Below are 17,944 nucleotides of genomic sequence, written 5' to 3' on the forward strand. Positions count from 1 at the left end.
ATGGAACCCGATCGGACGAGTCGCATGAAAACTGTACAGCTTCATCCGTGGCCCCCCGGGCAGCCGCCGTCTCCTGCATATTGCGGGGAGGACGCGCGCGCCTCGATTCTTGCAACCTACGGGCTGGACGCGCTCGAGGACGATCCCGAACTTTCGGAAATCACCACATTCGCCGCGAACCTGTGCAATGCGCCGATCGCGCTGGTATCTCTGGTGGAAAGGGAACGGCAGCGTTTCCTTGCGAGGGCAGGGCTCGAAGAAAGCGAGACGCCGCGCCCCACGTCCTTTTGCGCGCATGCCATGCTCGAACCCGAGCCGATGGTCATCAAGGACGCCAAGGACGATGACCGCTTTTCGACGAATCCGCTCGTCACCGGCCATCCTTACATACGGTTCTATGCCGGTTCGCCGCTCATAAGCCATGAGGGCGCGCCGCTTGGTTCGCTCTGCGTCATCGATACCGAGCCCCGTGAAGAAGGGCTGACGCCGCTGCAGATGGAAGGGCTGCAGGTGCTCGCCGCCAGCGTGATGCGTCGCTTGCGCCATCGCCGCGAAAATCTCGAACAGCTTGCGGTGATCGCGGAAAGCGAGAAAAAGTTTCGGCTGGTTGCAGATTCGATCCCCGACATCGCCTGGTCGACCGACATCCACGGGGAGCCGGTGTTCTGCAATCGCCGCTTCTTCGAGTTCACCGGCCACAAGCCGGGCGATCTCTCCGCCGACATGTTCCAGAATTACTGGTTGCCCGAAGAGCGCGATCATTGGCTCGAAGACTGGCAAAAGACGTTCGAGGCGGGCGAGCCCTACGAAGCCGAATACAAGTTCCGCCGGAACGACGGCAGATACGTGTGGATGTTGTCGCGCGCCCTTCCGCTGCACGATGCGAATGGCGAGATTACCGGCTGGTTCGGCACGCTTACAGATATCGACGATGCTCACCGCCAGAAGGAAGAGCGCGAGCTGCTCGCCGGTGAGCTGGCGCACCGCATCAAGAATATCTTCTCGGTCATCTCGGGCCTGATCTCGCTGCGGTCGCGCGGCGATGAGAAGCTCGAGACCTTCGGCCAGGAACTCACCGCCGCCATCCGCTCGCTCGGCCGCGCGCAGGATTTCGTGCGCCCGCTCGACAGCGAGAAAAGCGACGAACTCGTCGCGCTGCTCGATATCCTCATGGCGCCGTATCAGGACGGTGCCGGCAAACGGGTGGCACTCGCCGGCGACCGGGTCGAAGTGGGACCGCGCGCCGCAACGCCCCTCGCGCTGATCTTTCACGAATTGGCCACCAACGCAGCCAAGTATGGCGCGCTTTCCGAAGCCGACGGCCGCGTGACGATCGCGATAGAGCGAACCGATGATTGCGTGACCATCGCCTGGCAGGAGCATGGCGGTCCCCCGGTGCACGAGCCGAGTTCGCTAGGGTTCGGCTCTCGCCTCATCGACATGGCGACGCGCAACCAGCTGGGCGGAAGCCTCGACAAGCAATGGGATGCGGATGGGCTGGCGGTGAGTATCACACTCCCGCTCGAACGGATCGGAGCCTGAGGCTTGGCGCGGGCTACTTTGCAGCCTAGCCTGCAGTGCATTGCCAACTGACAGCAGGATATATCCATGCGCCTCTCCCCAGCCCTGCTAGCCCTTGCAACTCCTGCGGCCTTTGCAGTTTCCGCATGCACGCCGGAGAGCGAAACTGGTAGCGAGGCAGCCACAACCAGCGAGCCGAGCGAGGAGGCTCAGCCGGAAGCGCCCCAAAGCGATCTGACCCTGGCCGAAAGCGGCTGGCTGGTCGTGGGCGAGGACGGTGCAGTCTACACAACCATGCTCGACCCGGACGGCACCTATCGCGATTTCCGCAATGGCGAAGCGCTGCAAAGCGGCGAGTGGGAAAAACGCCAGGCGGATGAAGTGTGCTTCGTCCCTTCCGACAATGGCAAGGCGGGCGACTGCTGGACCCTGGGAACGCTCGAGCGGGACAACACCCTGCGCGCCACCGATAGCGAGGACCGCGCGGTCGAACTGCGCAAGATCAGCTATGTCGGCCCCGGAGAGGGGGATGATGAAGGGGACGGCGAGGACGATCAGGGGAGCGGGGAATAGGCATCGCGGAGGGCACTCCCGCACCCATGCCGCCTGACGCGTCCTCCGACGCGCCGCTGATCGCGTTCGAGACGGTTTCGAAGGTTTACGGTCCCGTCGTGGCAGTCGACGCGGTGAGCCGTTCGATCGCCGCGGGTAGTTTCGTCGCGCTGGTCGGCGCATCGGGCTCGGGCAAGTCCACGCTCCTCAAGATGGTCAATGCGCTCGAAGCGCCGAGCGAGGGGCGCGTGATGTTCGAAGGCGAGGATGTGACCGCGCTCGACCCGCCGACGCTCCGCCGCCGCATCGGCTATGTCTTCCAGGGTATCGGTCTGTTCCCGCATATGTCGGTGGCAGAGAATATCGCAATCGGCCCACGCCTGGGCGGCGAAAGCCTGACCAGGGCGCGGATCGCCGAACTGCTCGAACTGGTCGAGCTAGAGGCTGACCTCGCCGCCCGTATGCCCGACGAGCTTTCGGGAGGCCAGCGCCAGAGGGTCGGCGTCGCACGTGCGCTCGCCAATGATCCGCACCTGCTGCTGATGGACGAGCCCTTCGGCGCGCTCGATCCGATCACCCGCGATGCGTTGGGTGAGCGTGTGCGGGCACTGCACGAAAGGCTGGGCCTGACCACCGTGATGGTAACGCATGACATGGCCGAGGCGTTGCTGCTGGCCGACCGCGTGCTGGTGATGGATGCAGGCTGCATCGTCGCCGACGAAACGCCGGGCGGCTTGCTGGCGGGCAAGGGCGGCGAGATCGCGCAGGGGCTCGTTGCGGTGCCGCGCGCGCAGGCGGAAAAGCTCGCGGCGATGGAGCGATGAGCGACTTCTGGGCAAGCCTGATGGGGCTGGGCGACCAGCTTGCCGCGCATGTGCTCTTATCCGCCTCGGCAATCGCGCTCGGCATTCTGGTCGCGCTGCCGCTGGCGGTCTGGGCCAGCCGTTCGGAGGCGGTCGCGCGCGTGACTTTGGGCTTTGCCAGCCTGGTGCAGACGATTCCCGCGCTGGCGCTGCTCGCGCTGTTCTTCCCGATCCTGCTCAGCCTGCGCGCCGTGTTCGGAGAAGGGTTGCCGACGCTCGGCTTCCTGCCCGCGCTCCTCGCACTCGGCCTCTATGCGCTGCTGCCGATCCTCAGGAATGCGGTGACCGCGCAGGCCAATCTCGACCCCGGCGTGCTCGAGGCGGCGGACGGCGTGGGCATGACCGCGGGGCAGAAGCTGCGGCTCGTCGAAGCGCCGCTCTCCGCCCCCTTCATCATGGCGGGCATCCGTACGGCATCGGTCTGGACCATCGGCGCGGCGACGCTCGCCACGACGATCGGCCAGAAGAGCCTGGGCGATCCGATCTTTGCCGGTCTGCAAACGCAGAACTGGGCGCTAGTGCTGGCGGGCTGTTTCGCCTCAGCCGGGCTGGCGCTGGTCGCCGACGGCCTGCTCGGCCTGATCGAGCGCGGGCTGCGCGAGCGGCGCAAGGGTTTCTGGATCGCCGGGCTTCTAGCCGTCGCGGTGGGTGTGGCTGCGGCGCTGATCGCGCAATTCGCCCCGCAATTAGGGGGTGCCCGCCAAGAGGATCGCGTGGTTATCGGGGCCAAGGGCTTTTCCGAGCAATATATCCTCGCGCGGCTGATCGGGCAGCGGCTAGAGCGCGCGGGCTATACCGTCGACTATCGCGACGGGCTGGGTTCGGCAGTCGCACACAGCGCGGTTGCGAGCGGGGAGATCGACCTGCTGGTCGATTACACCGGCACGATATGGACCAATTCCATGGAACGCGAGGATAACCCGCCGCGCGACGAAATGATCGCGGCGATCACGCAGTGGGAGGACGAGACAAGCGGGACGCTGGTCCTCGGCCGGATGGGCTTCGAAAACGCCTACGGGCTGGCGGTGCGAGCCGAGCTTGCCAGCGACAGGAACCTTACGTCGATCGATGACCTCGCTCGCGTAGCGCCGCAATACACCGTCGGCGGTGACCCCGAGTTCTTCGAGCGCCCCGAATGGATCGCGGTGCGCGATGCCTATGGCCTGCGCTTTGCCGAAACGCGCAATTTCTCTCCGACCTTCATGTATAACGCGCTGCGTTCGGGAGAAGCGCAGGTAATCGGTGCCTATACTTCGGACGGGCGGATCGCGGCGGACAACCTCGTCGTGCTGGAGGATCCTCGCGGCGCTTTCCCCAATTACGATGCTATCCTGCTGGTCAGCCCCGAACGGCGCGACGAAGAGCGCTTGCTCGAGGCGCTGCGCCCGCTGATTGGCGCTATCGATGTGGAGGCAATGCGCGCCGCGAACCTCTCGGTCGATCGCGATGAGAACAAGCTGCGTCCGGCTGAAGCCGCGCGCATATTGGCAAAAGAGATTGGATTGGGATCCTAAAATCCCGGCGCGTCTCCGGGCCAGTTCGGCGCGGTCACGCCCAGCACCTTGAACAGCAGGCCCATCCCGCTTTCCTCGACCAGCCGCGCGCGCTGGCGAGCGATCACGTCTTTCGTCTGCGGAGACTTGCGCTGCAGTGCCTCGGTCCGGGTATCGATGCCGAGCGCGGTGAGCCAGTCGCCCTGCATTTCGCAGCCGAGCACCTGCGCGCCCTGCCGCTGGGCGACCTTGCCCAGCATCTCGAAATCGACATGCGCGGTGAGGTCCGCCGTGCCGGGCGCGTCGAACACGTCGACCTTGCGGTGTGCGCGGATCGCCTGAAAGGTCGAGCCGGAGCGCAATTCGCGCGCACCGTAGTCGATGATGAGCGCCGCGCCACCTTGCGCCACCAGCCGGTCTGCCAGTTCGGACATGATCGCAGCGGACGCCGGGCTCGTCTCGATCATCGTGCCCTGCCGCGCGGTGCGCCAGCTTTCGGGTACGATCGAATCCATCGGCTTGTCACCGCCGACGAAGACGAACCTGTCGCCATCGAGCCCGACCATTCGCTCGTGCCAACCGCTCGCCGAACGGATCAGCTGATGGACCGGCAGGGCGTCGAAGAACTCGTTCGCGACCACCAGCAGCGGGCCATCCTCGGGCAGGGTGGTGATGTCATCGTGATGCGTCACATCGGGGATCGCACCGCGCTGCACCTGGCGCAGTTTCTCCGAACCCTCCACGAAATGGACCTGGGGGGTCAGGTCATAGCGTGCGGCGGTGCGCAGCGCATCCTGCGCCAGCGTCCCGCGCCCCGGGCCCAGCTCGACATAGTGGACGTTCTCAGGGCGGCCTGCGCGCACCCACATGTCCGCCAGCCACAAGCCGATCAGTTCGCCGAACATCTGGCTGATTTCCGGCGCAGTTAAGAAGTCGCCTTCCTGCCCGAGCGGGGTGCCGCGCGTATAATAATGCGCGTTGCTCTCCCCCATGTACTGGGCGAGCGAAATCGGTCCTGTCTCACGAATTAGCCTGCGGAATCTCTCGCTGAGGTCCGTCGGCCCGGCATTGTCATTCATCCCGCTGACGGAACTCCCGTGCCCGATCCCAGCGGCTTGCGAGTCGCTGCGTAGATCGTGACAATCAACCCAAGAATTATCAGCGGAATTGTGAGCCATTGACCCTGACTTAAACCGGTTTCGACCACTCTGTGGGCCAACTGTGCATCGGGTTCGCGGAAGAATTCGTTAACGAACCGGCCCACGCTCATGCCCACGGTAAAGATGCCGACGAGCATGCCCGGGCGGTAGCGCGCGCGGGTTTTCCAGAACAGCAGCATCATGATGATGAACATCACGAGACCTTCGAACCCGGCCTGGTAGAGCTGGCTCGGATGGCGTGGATCATCGCCCGCGCCGGGGAAGACCATGGCCCAGGGCGTATCGGCCACGGTAGTAACACGGCCCCACAATTCACCATTGGTGAAGTTCGCAAGTCGGCCGAGCATGTAACCGAAAGGCACATTGACCGCGACATAGTCGCACACGCGCAGGAAGCTGAGCTTGCCGCGTAGCGAAACCCAGGCGATGGCAGCAAGCACGCCGAGCAGCCCGCCGTGGAAGCTCATCCCCCCGTCCCACATACGCAGCAGCCGCCAGCTGACGAATCCCTCGTCATCGAAGGTCGTGAACAGTTCGGGTGCATAGAAGGCGGCATAGCCCAGCCGTCCGCCCAGAATGACGCCGAGCGTGCAGTAGAAGAACAGATCGTCGGCATGGCGCTGCGCCATCGGCGCGCCGGGCTGCTTGATCATCTTGGACAGGTGCCAATAGGCAAACAGGACGCCGCCGAGATAGGCGAGCGAGTAATAGCGCAGGGTAAAGAAGCCGAGATCGATCCCCGGGGTAAGGCCCAGATTTTCCCAGTAGATCGGCTCTGCTGCAGCCGATGCGACGAGTAGTGACAGCAAGAAGCGAACCCCTTAATGGTTGTCGCGCGCCGCGCCGGCACGCCGGTTGCGCGGCTTGTGGCACAGCAGGGGTTTTGGGGAAAGCCTGCGATGAAGGCAAACGACCGTTCCAGCGATGGAGCGGACCGAATTAGAACGGTTAATAGAGGAGAGGCGTGAATGCCCACAGAGCTCGACAAGACACTCGATGCAATCATGGACAAGCTGACGGCTGAAGGAATGCCCGCCGAAACAGTCCCCTTCACGCGCGGCGGCGTGGACATGCCCTCGCTCAAGCTCGCTCCGCCTGCCCTCAACCATTATTTCGCGCATTACTGCAACGAACATAAGGATGCAGACTTTCTCATCGATGGCGATACCCGCCTGACATTCGGCGAAACGTGGCAGGCCGCGCGCCATGTTGCGGCAGGCCTGGTGGACACGCATGGCGTCGCCAAGGGCGACCGCGTCGGTATCGCGGCGCGCAATTCGGCCAACTGGATCGTGGCCTACATGGGCATCCTGCTCGCCGGTGGCTGCGCGACCCTGCTCAACGGTTTTTCGAGCGGCGAAGAACTTGCCGATCAGCTCGAGCTCGTCGGATGCAAGCTGCTGCTTGCCGATGCCCAGCGCGCCAAGCGGCTCGATGGTCACGAGCACGGCGCCAAGATCGTGCTGTTCGAGCACGGCGGCAAGCCATCCGATGGTCTGGCCCAGATCTGGGGCGATCCGGGCGAGCGCACGTTCCTCGACGTCGGTCCCGACGACTACGCCACGATCCTCTACACCTCGGGTTCGACCGGCAAGTCCAAGGGCGCGTGGTCCGACCATCGCGGCGTCGTCCACGGCGCAATGAGCTACGCTCTGCAGAGCCTGATGGCCTTCACCTATCTCGATTCTTCGGGCGGTGCTCCGACCTCTCAGGCGTGCGCGCTGGTCGCCGTGCCGCTGTTCCATGTGACGGGCGAAGTTCCGGTCTTCCTCCAGAGCTTTGCGCTTGGCCGCAAGCTGGTGCTGATGCCGCGCTGGGATGCGGGAGAGGCGCTGCGCCTGATGGACAAGGAGAAGGTCAGCTATTTCGCCGGCGTTCCGCTGATGAGCTACGAGATCGCGACCCATCCCGATCGCGCGAAATACGATATCTCCTCCTGCAGCGGCTTTGCCGCGGGCGGAGCACCGCGCCCGGTCGAGCACGTCACCAAGATCCGCGACGCTTTCCCCAACGGCTTCCCGCTGCTGGGCTATGGCTTGACCGAGACCAATGGCGTGGGCTGCGGCAACTTCAACGAGAACTATCTCGCCAAGCCTTCCTCGACCGGCAAGCCGAGCCGGCCGCTGGTCGATCTCGCGATCCTCGACGATGACGGCAACAAGGTGCCGCAAGGCAATGTCGGCGAAATCTCGATCCGCTCGGTCTGCAATTTCAGCGGCTACTGGAACAACGAGGAGGCGACCAAGGCGGCCTTCACCAAGGACATGTATTTCCGCACCGGCGACCTCGGCAAGCTCGACGAAGACGGCTATCTCTACATCGTCGACCGCAAGAAGGACATCATCATCCGCGGCGGCGAAAACATCACCTGTATAGAGGTGGAAGAGGCGATCTACGCGCATGACGCGATCGCGGAATGTTCGGTCTTCGGCATTCCGGACGAGCGCATGGGGGAAGTTCCGGCGGCGGTGTACTACCTGAAATCAGGCCATTCGCTGACGCCGGCAGACCTGCGCGAGTTCCTGCTCGCCAGTATCGCGCCCTTCAAAGTCCCGCTCGAGGAACATATCTGGCAGTCAGACAAGCCGCTGCCACGCCTCGGCACGCAAAAGATCGACAAGCGCACGGTGCGCACGATGCATGCCGGAGAACCGGCTGCGGCCTGAACCCTGGATCGCGTGACGGCTCGGGCACCGGTCCGTCCGTGATCCGGATTAGCGTATGAACGAAATCGACATCCCCAATCAGCGCGCCATCATCGACCGGCGCGAACTCGCCGAAAAGGTCGAGGCGCTGGCGCGTGAGAAAGGGGAAAAGGCGCGGCAGGATATCGTCTCGGTTCTCAAGCAGGCGCTGGAGGACGGACGCAAAGAGATTGACCGGCGCCTGTCGGAACAACCTTCTGCCGGGCACCTGTGTACCGGCGGACAGGCCTTCCTGATCGACCAGCTGCTGCGCGTGATCCATGATTACGTGATTACGCATGTCTATCCGGTCGCGAACCGCTCTTCGGCAGAGCGCCTCGCGATCCTTGCCGTGGGCGGCTACGGCCGCGCGGAAATGGCGCCGCATTCGGACGTCGATATCGCCTTCATCACCCCCACCCGCAAAGCCTCGTGGTGCGAGCAGGTAATCGAGGCGATGCTCTATTTCCTCTGGGATCTCGGCCTCAAGGTCGGCCATTCGAGCCGCTCGGTCGATGATACGCTGCGCATGGCGAAGGAAGACCTTACCATCCGCACCGCGCTGCTCGAAAGCCGTTTCGTATGGGGCGACCGGCCGCTCTACGAAGAAGCGCGCGCGCGGTTCTGGACCGAGGTGGTCAAGGGCAGCGAACGCCAGTTCCTCGCCGAAAAGCTCGAGGAACGCGATGCGCGGCACAAGCGCATGGGCGACAGCCGCTATGTGGTCGAGCCCAATGTGAAGGATGGCAAGGGCGGCTTGCGCGACCTCCAGACGCTCTACTGGATCGGCAAATATATCCACCAGGTGCAGAAGGGCGCCGAACTGGTCGATGTGGGCCTTCTGACCAAGGCCGAATATCGCAGCTTCCGCCGCGCCGAGGGTTTCCTGCTGGCAGTCAGGTGCCACCTCCATGCCATTACCGGCAGGGCCGAGGACCGGCTCACCTTCGACCTCCAGCGCGAAGTCGCCGCGCGGATGAACTTCGCCGACCGCCCGGGCAAGAGCGCGGTCGAACGCTTCATGCAGTTCTATTTCCTTCAGGCGAAGCGGGTCGGCAGCCTGACCGGCGTGTTTCTCGCCCATATCGATGAGGAGTTCGAGAACAAGCGCGCCGCGCGAGGGTTCTTTGCCGGATGGAAACAGAAGGCGCGCGATCTCAAGGGTTACCGCGTGTTCGGCGGACGGATCGCGGCGCCGGGCGACGAGTGGTTCCGCAAGGATCCGGTGCGGCTGATCGAGATCTTCCAGCTGGCCGAAGCGAACGAGCTCGAAATCCATCCCGAGACCATGCGCCAGGCCAATCGCGATGCTCCGCAGATCAAGGACGAGGTGCGCGAGGACCCGCGCGCCAATGCGCTGTTCGTCGAACTTCTGAGCGGCCGCAACAATCCCGAGATGGTGCTGCGCTGGATGAACGAGGCGGGCGTGTTTGGCCGCTTCGTGCCCGACTTCGGCAAGGTCAACGCGCAGATGCAGTTCGACATGTATCACCACTATACGGTCGACGAGCACACCATTCGCGCGATCGGCCTGTTGAGCCAGATCGAGAAGGGCGAACTCAAGTCCCAGCATCCGCGCTGCACCAAGCTGATCCACCGCATCGATTCGCGCCGCGCGCTATATGTCGCGGTCCTGCTGCACGATATCGCCAAGGGCCGCGGCGGCGATCATTCGGTGCTGGGTGCCGAAGTAGCGCACGAGCTGTGCCCGCGGTTCGGCTTGAGCGAGCAGGAGACCGACCTCGTCGCCTGGCTGGTCCTGCAACATCTGCTGATGAGCTCGACCGCGCAGAAACGCGATCTGACCGATCCCAAGACGATCGAGGATTTCGTCGGCGAGGTTCAAAGCCTCGAGCGCCTGCGCAATCTCGTCATCCTGACCGTCGTCGATATCAAGGCGGTCGGCCCGGGCACATGGAACAGCTGGAAGGCGCAGCTGATCGGCGAGCTCTACGATGCAGCGCAGGAACGGCTGCGCCTGGGTCATATGGGGCACGGGCGCGAGCAACGCGTCGCCGCCAAGCAGGAGGCAGTTGCGGAATTGCTTGCAGATCGCAGCAATTTGGTCGGCGATGTCGGCGAACTGTTCGACGATGCCTACTGGATCGCAGAGCCGGAGGACGTGATCGCGCTCAATCTCGTCCACTATCACGCGGCACGCGCGGTAAAGGACCAGCTTTCGATCCATTGCGAATATTACGAGGCACGCGGAGCAACACTCGTCACCGTGATCGCGGCCGACCATCCCGGCCTGTTCTACCGGATCGCGGGCGGTATTGCGCTGGCTGGAGCGAATATCATCGACGCCCGCATCCATACCTCGCGCAGCGGCTTTGCGATCGACAATTTCCTGGTGCAGGACCCGCTCGGCAAGCCTTTCTACGAAGAGAGCCAGCTGAAACGGCTCAAGACTTCGATCGGCGATGCGCTCGCCAACCGTATCGAACTCGTGCCCAAGCTCGCCCAACGACCGCTTCCACGCAGCCGTGCGGGTGCTTTCGACGTCGCGCCGCGGGTCAATTTCGACAATTCGGCATCGAACCGCTTCACGGTCATCGAGGTCAACGCGCGCGATCGTTCGGCGCTCCTCAACCGGCTCGCCCGTGTCCTGTTCGAAAGCAACCTGGTGGTGAACTCCGCCCACGTCACCGCCTATGGCGAGCGCGCCGCCGATACCTTTTACGTTACGGACCTGACGGGTTCCAAGATCACCTCCAAACCGCGCCTCGACGAGATCGAGAGGCGTCTTCTCGAGGCCGCCAGCGACACGCGGCAAAAGGAACTCGAAGAGGCCTGACCGACGCTCGTCGGACGACAGGTTGCAATATCGATACTCTTCGCTATGGGCGCACTCACCCCCAAGGTGAGGAGTATATTTTCATGAATTTTACGCTTTTTAGGCGTCGCTCTGCGGCCGCGATTTTGCTCGCCAGTTGCGCAATTGCGCCGATGGCAGTGCACGCGCAGAACGTCGAAGACGAGACACAGACGGACGAAGCTGAACCCCAGAGCACGGGCGCGATCGGCTCGCTCAACACCATCGTCGTCACCGGTACCAAGACGCAGAATGCCGAGAACGTGCAGGACGTGCCCGTGGCGGTTACGGCCTTCAATGCAGAGACCCTCGATGCGCTCAAAGTGCGCGACGTCCAGTCGCTGACCTATTCCGCCCCCAACGTCTCGCTCGACGATGTCGGCACCAGCCGCGGCACCGCGAACTTCTCGATCCGCGGCCTCGGCATCAACAGCTCGATCCCCTCGATCGATCCGACCGTCGGCGTGTTCGTCGACGGCGTCTATCTCGGCATCAACGGCGGCGTCGTGTTCGACCTGTTCGACCTCGAGAGCGTCGAAATCCTGCGCGGCCCGCAGGGCGTCCTGTTCGGTCGCAACGTCACCGGCGGTGCGGTCCTGATCAACACCGGCAACCCGACCGACTATTTCACCGGCAAGGTCAGCGCTTCGGTCGACGGCCCGTTCCTCGACGGTGGTCGCGGAGGTGCCAACTACTCGGTCTCGGGCGTCGTTTCGGGCCCGATCGTCGAAGACACGCTGCTGTTCAAGCTGGGCGGCTATTACAACAAGGACGAAGGTTACTTCACCAACCTGTTCGACAATTCGAACCACGGTGAAGCCGAAACCAAGATCGTACGCGGTGCGCTGGAAGGCCGCTTCGGCGACCTGACCGTGACCGGCAAGCTCGACTATTTCGAAAGCGATGGCGACGGGCCGAGCGGCCAGAACCGCGGCAGGTTCGACCGTGACAGCTTCGATTTCGCAATCGACTTCCCGGGCTTCTACGCCAACGAAATCTGGACCGGCTCGCTGAATGCGGAATAGGACCTCGGCCCCGGCACGCTGACCAACATCTTCGGTTATCGCAGCTACGAAGCGAGGACCGGCGGCGATATCGATGCACTCCCGGCCTTCCTGTTCCACTCCGACACGGAAACCGACCAGGACCAGATTTCGAACGAGATTCGCTATGCGGTCTCGACCGACAGTTTCGACCTGACGGTTGGCGGTTTCTACTTCGACCAGTCGATCGCCTACACCGAAGTTCGCGATCTGCCGCCTTCCACACCGCTCACCTTCTATGGCGGCGGCGCGCAGGATCATGAAGTGTTCGGCGTCTTCGCGGCTGGCCAGTTCGCGCTCACCGACGCGCTGTCGGTCATCGCCGGCCTGCGCTGGAGCGAGGAAACCAAGGACGCGGCCGTGACCTACATCCGTCCGCGCCCCGAATGTTCGGTCGTCGACGGCACCTGTCCGACGGCGGGCACCAACCCCTTCATCCCGACCGAGAACAACGGCTTCACCGACAAGGAAAGCTGGTCGAACTGGTCGCCCAAGCTCGGCCTGCAGTACGAATTCGCTGACGGCCAGATCTATACGCACTGGACGCGTGGCTATCGCAGCGGCGGTTACAACTTCCGCATCACCAATGCGAATGCCTTCGAAGCGGTCGCAGCGGCCAACGGCGCCTTCGCCTTCGACGAGGAAAAGGTCGACAACTACGAGATCGGCGGGAAATTCCAGACCATCGACGGAAGCTTCACGCTGAACGTCGCGGCCTATTACACCGAGATCGCGAACATGCAGCGCGAGGTGAACCAGTCATCGCCGACTTCGGGCGTGGCGCAGTCGATCTTCAACACGGCCGATGCCTCGATCCTCGGTTTCGAAGCCGAAGCGCGCATGCAGGTGTCGAACGACCTGCTGTTCACCGCCAACCTCGGCGTGATCGACGACAGCTATGACGAGATCCTGTTCGACATTTCCGGCGACGGTGTGATCGACGACAACGATCTCGAGCTGCGTCTGCCGCGTGTGCCCGAGTTCACCTGGGGTGTCGGCATGATCCATGAACTGGACCTCGGTTCGAGCGATATCCTGACCCGGATCAACCTGCAGTATCGTGACGAGTTCGCGTATACCGACAACAACTTCGGCTACATCCAGGACGCGCTCAACCTCGACGCGAATATCACCTGGAACACGCCGATGGATGGGCTGAGCCTGTCGATCTACGGCAAGAACCTGTTCGACGAAGTGCAAGCAGGTGGCGACACCCAGCTGCCGTTCGGCGGACCGCTCTCGAACGGCGTCAACCGCCCGTTCGACCCTTTCCCGGCAGCGGGCACGTTCTCGCCGCTCCAGAAGGGCCGCCAGGTCGGCATGGAAGCAACCTTCGAGTTCTGAGGCCCGGAGCCTTGGCTTACATCAGAGGGGCGGCCTGCGGGTCGCCCCTTTTTTGTTGGGCGGCTAAGTGCGATCTCTGAATTGCGAGCGGTCGCAAATTGCGCCAGCAATAGTCCGGAATGGCTGCGGCTCGAGAACCGGCGTCTGCAGCTTCAGAAAAGGAAAACCCCCGTGCCGGGGGCATTGGCACGAGGGTTCCTTTTGAGCGTTCGTCACGCTTGCACAAGACGACCATTGCTGGAAATCACGGGCAACAGGGGGAAACCCGGTTCCGATCGCCTTGAGTATTCAAATTACGCGCTTGTGCCTTACGTGTAAATGAACGGAGCGCAGCATTTTGTCGCATTCCTACAACTGCGCACCGCTAAGGCGTTCAGCGCGGGCGACGAGATGAACGGCGCGGATCCTTGAACGTGAAAGTACTGTCAGCAACCGAGACGCCATAGCGGTGATTCCGCAGGCGAACGGTGGTCCGATGGTTCTGCGAATCGAGCGCAACCCAGTTGGTGAGCTGCAATCCGCCCGGTGCATTGGCGTTGCGCACGAAGATCATCGTGATCGCGCCGAACTCCGGCCGGCCCGGATCGCGCACTTCGATGCTGACGACATCCGGGTTGCCGGTCGGAATCAGCTTGCCGAACTTGGCAACGTCGCGACTGGGATCGAGCAATGCGCCGAGCGGCGAGTTCTTGATCGGCCAGCGCTGGACCTGATCGACCTCGTAATCGATCATGTAGAGCGACTTGCCGTTCGAGACGACGAGCATCGGAATGCTCTTCTCGTATTCGAAGCGGATTCTGCCCGGACGCTTCAATGTCATCACGCCGCGCGCAACCTGCCCTTGGCGGTCGGTCTGGGTGAAATCGGCCCGCATGGTGCTGATGCCGCGCAAGGCGGTCACCGCACGATCGAGATCGCCCTGGGCGGCCTCGACAGGCGTAGCAGGCAGGGTCAACGCCGCGGCGGGCAGTCCAAGCGCAAGCGCGCCGGCAAATGCGGCGCGCAGGGGCTTTTTCGAAATGATTTGCAGCATGTTCATGCCTCGTCTTCTAGTCACGGAGGCTTGAACTGTCACTGAACCTGCGGCGTTCCCGCGGTTCAGGAATAATCACTTGATCTTGGCTTCCTTGAACTCGACGTGCTTGCGCACGACCGGGTCATACTTGCGGAAGGTCATCTTTTCCGTGATGTTGCGCGGGTTCTTCTTCGTCACATAGTAGAAGCCCGTATCGGCGGTCGAGACGAGCTTGATCTTGACGGTTGCGGGCTTCGCCATGGCGTGTTCCTAAAGATCGGTTGGGGCCGCCCCGTTCCTTGCGGGAGCAGGCCGAAAAACAACAGGCGACGCGCACGGCGCCGCCCCATCGGGGCGCGCATTTGCCGATTCACGGGGAAAAGTCAAGCACGGAGAGCACGTGCGGCCGTTGCGCCGCTCCTACCAGTCGCCGCGCGAAACCTTGCCGCGATTGGCCTTTACCGTGCCGCGTGCCTTCTTGGCCTTCAGGCGTTTGGTCTTGCCGACGCGGTTGACCCGGCTCTTGGCGCGTTTCTTGGGCTGGCGATGCGCTTCTTCGAGCATCTCTTCCAGCTTCTCGCGGGCGGCCTGGCGATTCGCATCCTGCGTGCGGTGTTCGCGCGCGGTGATGAGCAGATCGCCCGCAGCGGTCAGCTTGCTTCCGGCGATCGCGCGGAGCCGCGCGAAGACCGGCGGCGGCAGGCGCAGCTTGTAGATATTGACCCGCAACTGGACTTCGGTCGCGACCTTGTTGGCGTTCTGACCGCCCGGACCCGACCCGGCGAGGAAGCTTTCCTCCGCCAGGGCATGGGCGCGGGAGATCAGGTCGCTATCCATCAGGCGAAGCCGAAGCCCCCGAAATCTGCAGGGAGCGGGCTAACCGCCTCGATCGGCGTCTTGTTTTCGCGGTGCATCACCAGCTTCGTCGCGTGGAGCATGGTGCGTTTGGCACGCGGGTCGGGCTTGCCATAGACCGGGTCGCCGACCAGCGCGTGGCCGAGACCAGCCAGCGCGTGGATTCGGATCTGGTGCGTTCGGCCCGTGACCGGACGGAACTCGACCAGCGTCACGCCGTCCTTTTCGCCCAGCTTGCGCCAATGCGTTATGGCGGGCTTGCCCTTTTTCGCCGCGATCATGCGCCAGCCCTTTTCCGCGGAGCTGATCTTGGAGAGCGAAAGCTCGATCGTGCCTTCGTCCTCGCCGAGAGTGCCCGCGACAAGGCCGACATATTCCTTCTCGACCAGCCGATCCTCGAACGCCTTGTTGAAGCGTTTGAGCGCCTTGGGATTGCGCGCCAGCAGCAGGCATCCGCTCGTGTCCTGGTCGAGCCGGTGAACCGGTGTGGGCGCGCGCTGGAAGCCGAGCTTGAGCGCCTCGAGGTGATCGTCGAGCGCTGGCCCGCCCTTGCGCGGCCGGTCGATCGGCAGGCCTGCTGGCTTGTCCACCACCAGCGCTTCGCCGTCTTCGTAGAGAATGGGAATATCGGTCATCGTGTCTCTTTTTCGGCGGGGCTTTACCACCCGCGCGGGTGGCAAGGCCGTCGGTCAATTCAATTGCGCCTCGAACAATCCGCGCACCGCATTGCCGAGCAGGAAACCATCGGCCAGATCGTCCAGCGTCAGCTCGGCTTCGCGCGCCTCGCCCGCCTCTATCAAGGAGCGGCGCAAAACACCGGGCAACAGGCCAAGATGCGCTGGCGACGTCAGCAACACGCCGTCATCGCCGCGCACGAAGACATTGGTGTAGCTGCCTTCGGTAACGAGCCCGTCTTCGCGAACGAGGATCGCTTCGCCCGCGCCCTTGTCATGGGCGACGGCCAGCGCTTCCTCGTAAAACGCGCGATCGCTGGTCTTGTGCCGCAGCCGCCAGTCGCCCGGGTCGACAGGAAGCGGCAGCGCGATGCAGCCCATCGGCTCCTGCGCGCGCTCGCCAAGATCCTGTGCCTCCAGCGCGAGAGCCCCGCCGCGCGAGGCGAGCAGCCGCACCTTGCTGCGCTTTTCCAGCTCGAAACACAGCGCCTGGATCTGATTGCGCGCCACATGACGGTCGAAGGCGAAGCCCAGTTCCGCAGCCGAAGCCTTGATCCGTTCGAGATGCAGTTCGAGCAGGTCGATGCCGCTCTCCGGCTCGAACCGCATGGTCTCGATGAGATCGAAAGCCGGCGCGACAAGGTCCATCGCGCTCGCCCGGGCAAAGCCCGCCTTCACCTCGCATTCGCGCCGCTCCTCCATCGCGTCGCTATCGGCAACGATGGCCGAGCCGACGCCGAGAACCGCAGTGCCCTGGCCGTTCTCGATCTGGGTCAGCCGCAATGTGCGGATGGCGACGTTGAAGGCCGCATCGCCATCGGGATCGATCCTGCCGATCGCGCCGCAATAGGGCCCGCGCGCATCGCGCTCGACCTCATTGATCAACTCCATGGCGCGGATCTTGGGCGCCCCGGTGATCGAACCGCAGGGGAAGATCGCGCGGACGAGATCGGTCGCGCCCCTGCCATCCTGCAGCCGCGCATTAACGGTCGAAACCATCTGATGCACCGTCGGGTAGCTTTCGACATCGAACAGCCCGCTGACATCGACGCTGCCCGGCTCTGCCACGCGGGAGAGATCGTTGCGCATGAGGTCGACGATCATCAGGTTCTCGGCCTTGTCCTTGACCGATCCGGCCAGTTCTTCCGCCATCGCCTGGTCCGCCGCCGGGTCGGCAAGGCGAGGGCGCGTGCCCTTCATCGGCTTGACCCTGGCGGTGTCACCCCTGACCGAGAAGAACAGCTCGGGCGACAGGCTCAGCAGCCAGTGCGAGCCGTCGAACAGCAGCCCGCCATAGCCCGCCTTCGCCGCCGGGCGCAGCGCCGCGTAAAGCGCCACCGGATCGCCGCGAAACGACCCGGCGAGCGAATAGGTGAGGTTCGCCTGATAGATGTCGCCCGCGCGGATCGCCTCCTGCAATTGGGAGAAAGCCTCGAGGTAACCTCCGGTCGAAAGCTGCGGGGTCAGGGGGCCGAGCGCGGCGGTGCCTTCCGACCGATCGGCCAGCCATTGGTCGACCTTATCAGCCGGTATTTCCCGAGCTTCATCGAACAGGCCGAGCCAGACCAGCGGCCCCACTGCGCCGCTGCGGGCATCGGCCAGGGGCAGCAATTTGGGTTCCAGGGCCAGACCGGCCTCATAGGCGAAAAATCCGGCCAGATGCCCGCCCTTCTCGCGCCGGGCCGCGTCCGCCGCTTCAAGCACGGCCGCCACCTCTTCGCCGCGGCGCGCGACGAAGATCTCATGCGGATTCTCGTAGAGATGCGCCGGCGCCGGATTTTCGCTTCGCGCATCGTCGAGCAGGATGAAGGGAGTGTTCTGACCCATCGCCCCCATGCAATAGTGACTGTGCCGCCGAATGGAAGCACAGCTTTGCTCCGCTGCGCCGAACCGCACCGCTCTTCGCCCTCGATCAGGCCCCGCCT

At 63.6% G+C, this 17,944-nt stretch carries 15 protein-coding genes; 8 read left to right on the forward strand and 7 right to left on the reverse strand.

Annotated features, from left to right (window positions below; translation table 11 throughout):
* Positions 1-24: 24 nt before the first annotated feature.
* From CCE89_RS14930 to CCE89_RS14945, 4 genes are all read left to right on the forward strand, one after another.
* Positions 25-1,542 (forward strand): PAS domain S-box protein, encoded by a 1,518-nt coding sequence (locus CCE89_RS14930; protein ID WP_086438923.1) that lies wholly within the window; start codon positions 25-27, stop codon positions 1,540-1,542.
* Positions 1,543-1,608: 66 nt separating this feature from the next.
* Positions 1,609-2,094, forward strand: a complete 486-nt coding sequence (locus CCE89_RS14935) for a hypothetical protein (RefSeq protein WP_086438897.1) — start codon at positions 1,609-1,611, stop codon at positions 2,092-2,094.
* 26 nt (positions 2,095-2,120) lie between these two features.
* Positions 2,121-2,897, forward strand: coding sequence for an ATP-binding cassette domain-containing protein (locus tag CCE89_RS14940; protein ID WP_086438898.1), 777 nt, complete (start codon positions 2,121-2,123; stop codon positions 2,895-2,897).
* Positions 2,894-4,450: an ABC transporter permease/substrate-binding protein gene (locus CCE89_RS14945; RefSeq protein WP_086438899.1), complete on the forward strand. Its 1,557-nt coding sequence runs from the start codon at positions 2,894-2,896 to the stop codon at positions 4,448-4,450. The genes CCE89_RS14940 and CCE89_RS14945 overlap by 4 nt, the downstream gene beginning before the upstream one ends.
* On the opposite strand, the gene CCE89_RS14950 is transcribed toward CCE89_RS14945, so the two are convergent.
* Both CCE89_RS14950 and lgt read right to left on the reverse strand, forming a co-directional pair.
* On the reverse strand, positions 4,447-5,508 hold the full coding sequence (locus CCE89_RS14950) for a class I SAM-dependent methyltransferase (RefSeq protein WP_234990124.1): 1,062 nt from the start codon (positions 5,506-5,508) through the stop codon (positions 4,447-4,449). The two genes, CCE89_RS14945 and CCE89_RS14950, sit on opposite strands and share 4 nt — an antisense overlap.
* Positions 5,505-6,398 carry a prolipoprotein diacylglyceryl transferase gene (gene lgt, locus CCE89_RS14955; protein WP_200810365.1) on the reverse strand — a complete coding sequence of 298 codons (894 nt, stop codon included), beginning with the start codon at positions 6,396-6,398 and terminating at the stop codon, positions 5,505-5,507. The genes CCE89_RS14950 and lgt overlap by 4 nt, the downstream gene beginning before the upstream one ends.
* Before the next feature lie 159 nt (positions 6,399-6,557).
* On the opposite strand from lgt, the gene CCE89_RS14960 reads away from it, so the two are divergent.
* From CCE89_RS14960 to CCE89_RS15365, 4 genes are all read left to right on the forward strand, one after another.
* Positions 6,558-8,255: a class I adenylate-forming enzyme family protein gene (locus CCE89_RS14960; protein ID WP_086438901.1), complete on the forward strand. Its 1,698-nt coding sequence runs from the start codon at positions 6,558-6,560 to the stop codon at positions 8,253-8,255.
* Between the two features lie 55 nt (positions 8,256-8,310).
* Positions 8,311-11,070, forward strand: coding sequence for a [protein-PII] uridylyltransferase (locus tag CCE89_RS14965; protein ID WP_086438902.1), 2,760 nt, complete (start codon positions 8,311-8,313; stop codon positions 11,068-11,070).
* An 83-nt stretch (positions 11,071-11,153) separates the two neighbouring features.
* Entirely contained in the window at positions 11,154-12,113 is a 960-nt protein-coding gene (locus CCE89_RS15360) for a TonB-dependent receptor plug domain-containing protein (protein ID WP_200810366.1), read from the forward strand.
* Between the two features lie 27 nt (positions 12,114-12,140).
* Complete coding sequence (locus tag CCE89_RS15365; protein WP_268762273.1) at positions 12,141-13,475, forward strand: TonB-dependent receptor; 1,335 nt, start codon at positions 12,141-12,143, stop codon at positions 13,473-13,475.
* A 373-nt stretch (positions 13,476-13,848) separates the two neighbouring features.
* Here the strand turns inward: CCE89_RS15365 and CCE89_RS14975 are convergent, their stop codons facing one another.
* The 5 genes from CCE89_RS14975 to pabB all read right to left on the reverse strand — a co-directional run bounded on the left by CCE89_RS14975 (position 13,849) and on the right by pabB (position 17,846).
* Positions 13,849-14,514, reverse strand: coding sequence for a LolA family protein (locus CCE89_RS14975; protein ID WP_086438903.1), 666 nt, complete (start codon positions 14,512-14,514; stop codon positions 13,849-13,851).
* Between the two features lie 69 nt (positions 14,515-14,583).
* The gene (rpmG, locus tag CCE89_RS14980) at positions 14,584-14,751 is read right to left on the reverse strand and encodes a 50S ribosomal protein L33 (RefSeq protein WP_010233410.1); all 168 of its coding nucleotides are present in this window, start codon (positions 14,749-14,751) and stop codon (positions 14,584-14,586) included.
* Between the two features lie 159 nt (positions 14,752-14,910).
* Positions 14,911-15,327, reverse strand: a complete 417-nt coding sequence (arfB, locus tag CCE89_RS14985) for an alternative ribosome rescue aminoacyl-tRNA hydrolase ArfB (RefSeq protein ID WP_086438904.1) — start codon at positions 15,325-15,327, stop codon at positions 14,911-14,913.
* Positions 15,327-15,980 (reverse strand): RluA family pseudouridine synthase, encoded by a 654-nt coding sequence (locus CCE89_RS14990; protein WP_086438905.1) that lies wholly within the window; start codon positions 15,978-15,980, stop codon positions 15,327-15,329. Before CCE89_RS14990 ends, arfB begins: the two co-directional genes overlap by 1 nt.
* A 54-nt stretch (positions 15,981-16,034) precedes the next feature.
* Positions 16,035-17,846: an aminodeoxychorismate synthase component I gene (gene pabB / locus CCE89_RS14995; RefSeq protein ID WP_086438925.1), complete on the reverse strand. Its 1,812-nt coding sequence runs from the start codon at positions 17,844-17,846 to the stop codon at positions 16,035-16,037.
* Between the last annotated feature and the right edge of the window lie 98 nt (positions 17,847-17,944).

The sequence above is a fragment of the Altererythrobacter xiamenensis genome, assembly GCF_900177715.1.
GTDB lineage: Bacteria > Pseudomonadota > Alphaproteobacteria > Sphingomonadales > Sphingomonadaceae > Erythrobacter > Erythrobacter xiamenensis.

Coding starts and splice junctions, on each gene's coding strand:
- CCE89_RS14930 (WP_086438923.1), top strand. CDS start 25: ATGAAAACTGTACAGCTTCATCCGTGGCCCCCCGGGCAGCCGCCGTCT.
- CCE89_RS14935 (WP_086438897.1), top strand. CDS start 1,609: ATGCGCCTCTCCCCAGCCCTGCTAGCCCTTGCAACTCCTGCGGCCTTT.
- CCE89_RS14940 (WP_086438898.1), top strand. CDS start 2,121: ATGCCGCCTGACGCGTCCTCCGACGCGCCGCTGATCGCGTTCGAGACG.
- CCE89_RS14945 (WP_086438899.1), top strand. CDS start 2,894: ATGAGCGACTTCTGGGCAAGCCTGATGGGGCTGGGCGACCAGCTTGCC.
- CCE89_RS14950 (WP_234990124.1), bottom strand. CDS start 5,508: ATGAATGACAATGCCGGGCCGACGGACCTCAGCGAGAGATTCCGCAGG.
- CCE89_RS14960 (WP_086438901.1), top strand. CDS start 6,558: ATGCCCACAGAGCTCGACAAGACACTCGATGCAATCATGGACAAGCTG.
- CCE89_RS14965 (WP_086438902.1), top strand. CDS start 8,311: ATGAACGAAATCGACATCCCCAATCAGCGCGCCATCATCGACCGGCGC.
- CCE89_RS15360 (WP_200810366.1), top strand. CDS start 11,154: ATGAATTTTACGCTTTTTAGGCGTCGCTCTGCGGCCGCGATTTTGCTC.
- CCE89_RS14975 (WP_086438903.1), bottom strand. CDS start 14,514: ATGAACATGCTGCAAATCATTTCGAAAAAGCCCCTGCGCGCCGCATTT.
- rpmG (WP_010233410.1), bottom strand. CDS start 14,751: ATGGCGAAGCCCGCAACCGTCAAGATCAAGCTCGTCTCGACCGCCGAT.
- arfB (WP_086438904.1), bottom strand. CDS start 15,327: ATGGATAGCGACCTGATCTCCCGCGCCCATGCCCTGGCGGAGGAAAGC.
- CCE89_RS14990 (WP_086438905.1), bottom strand. CDS start 15,980: ATGACCGATATTCCCATTCTCTACGAAGACGGCGAAGCGCTGGTGGTG.
- pabB (WP_086438925.1), bottom strand. CDS start 17,846: ATGGGTCAGAACACTCCCTTCATCCTGCTCGACGATGCGCGAAGCGAA.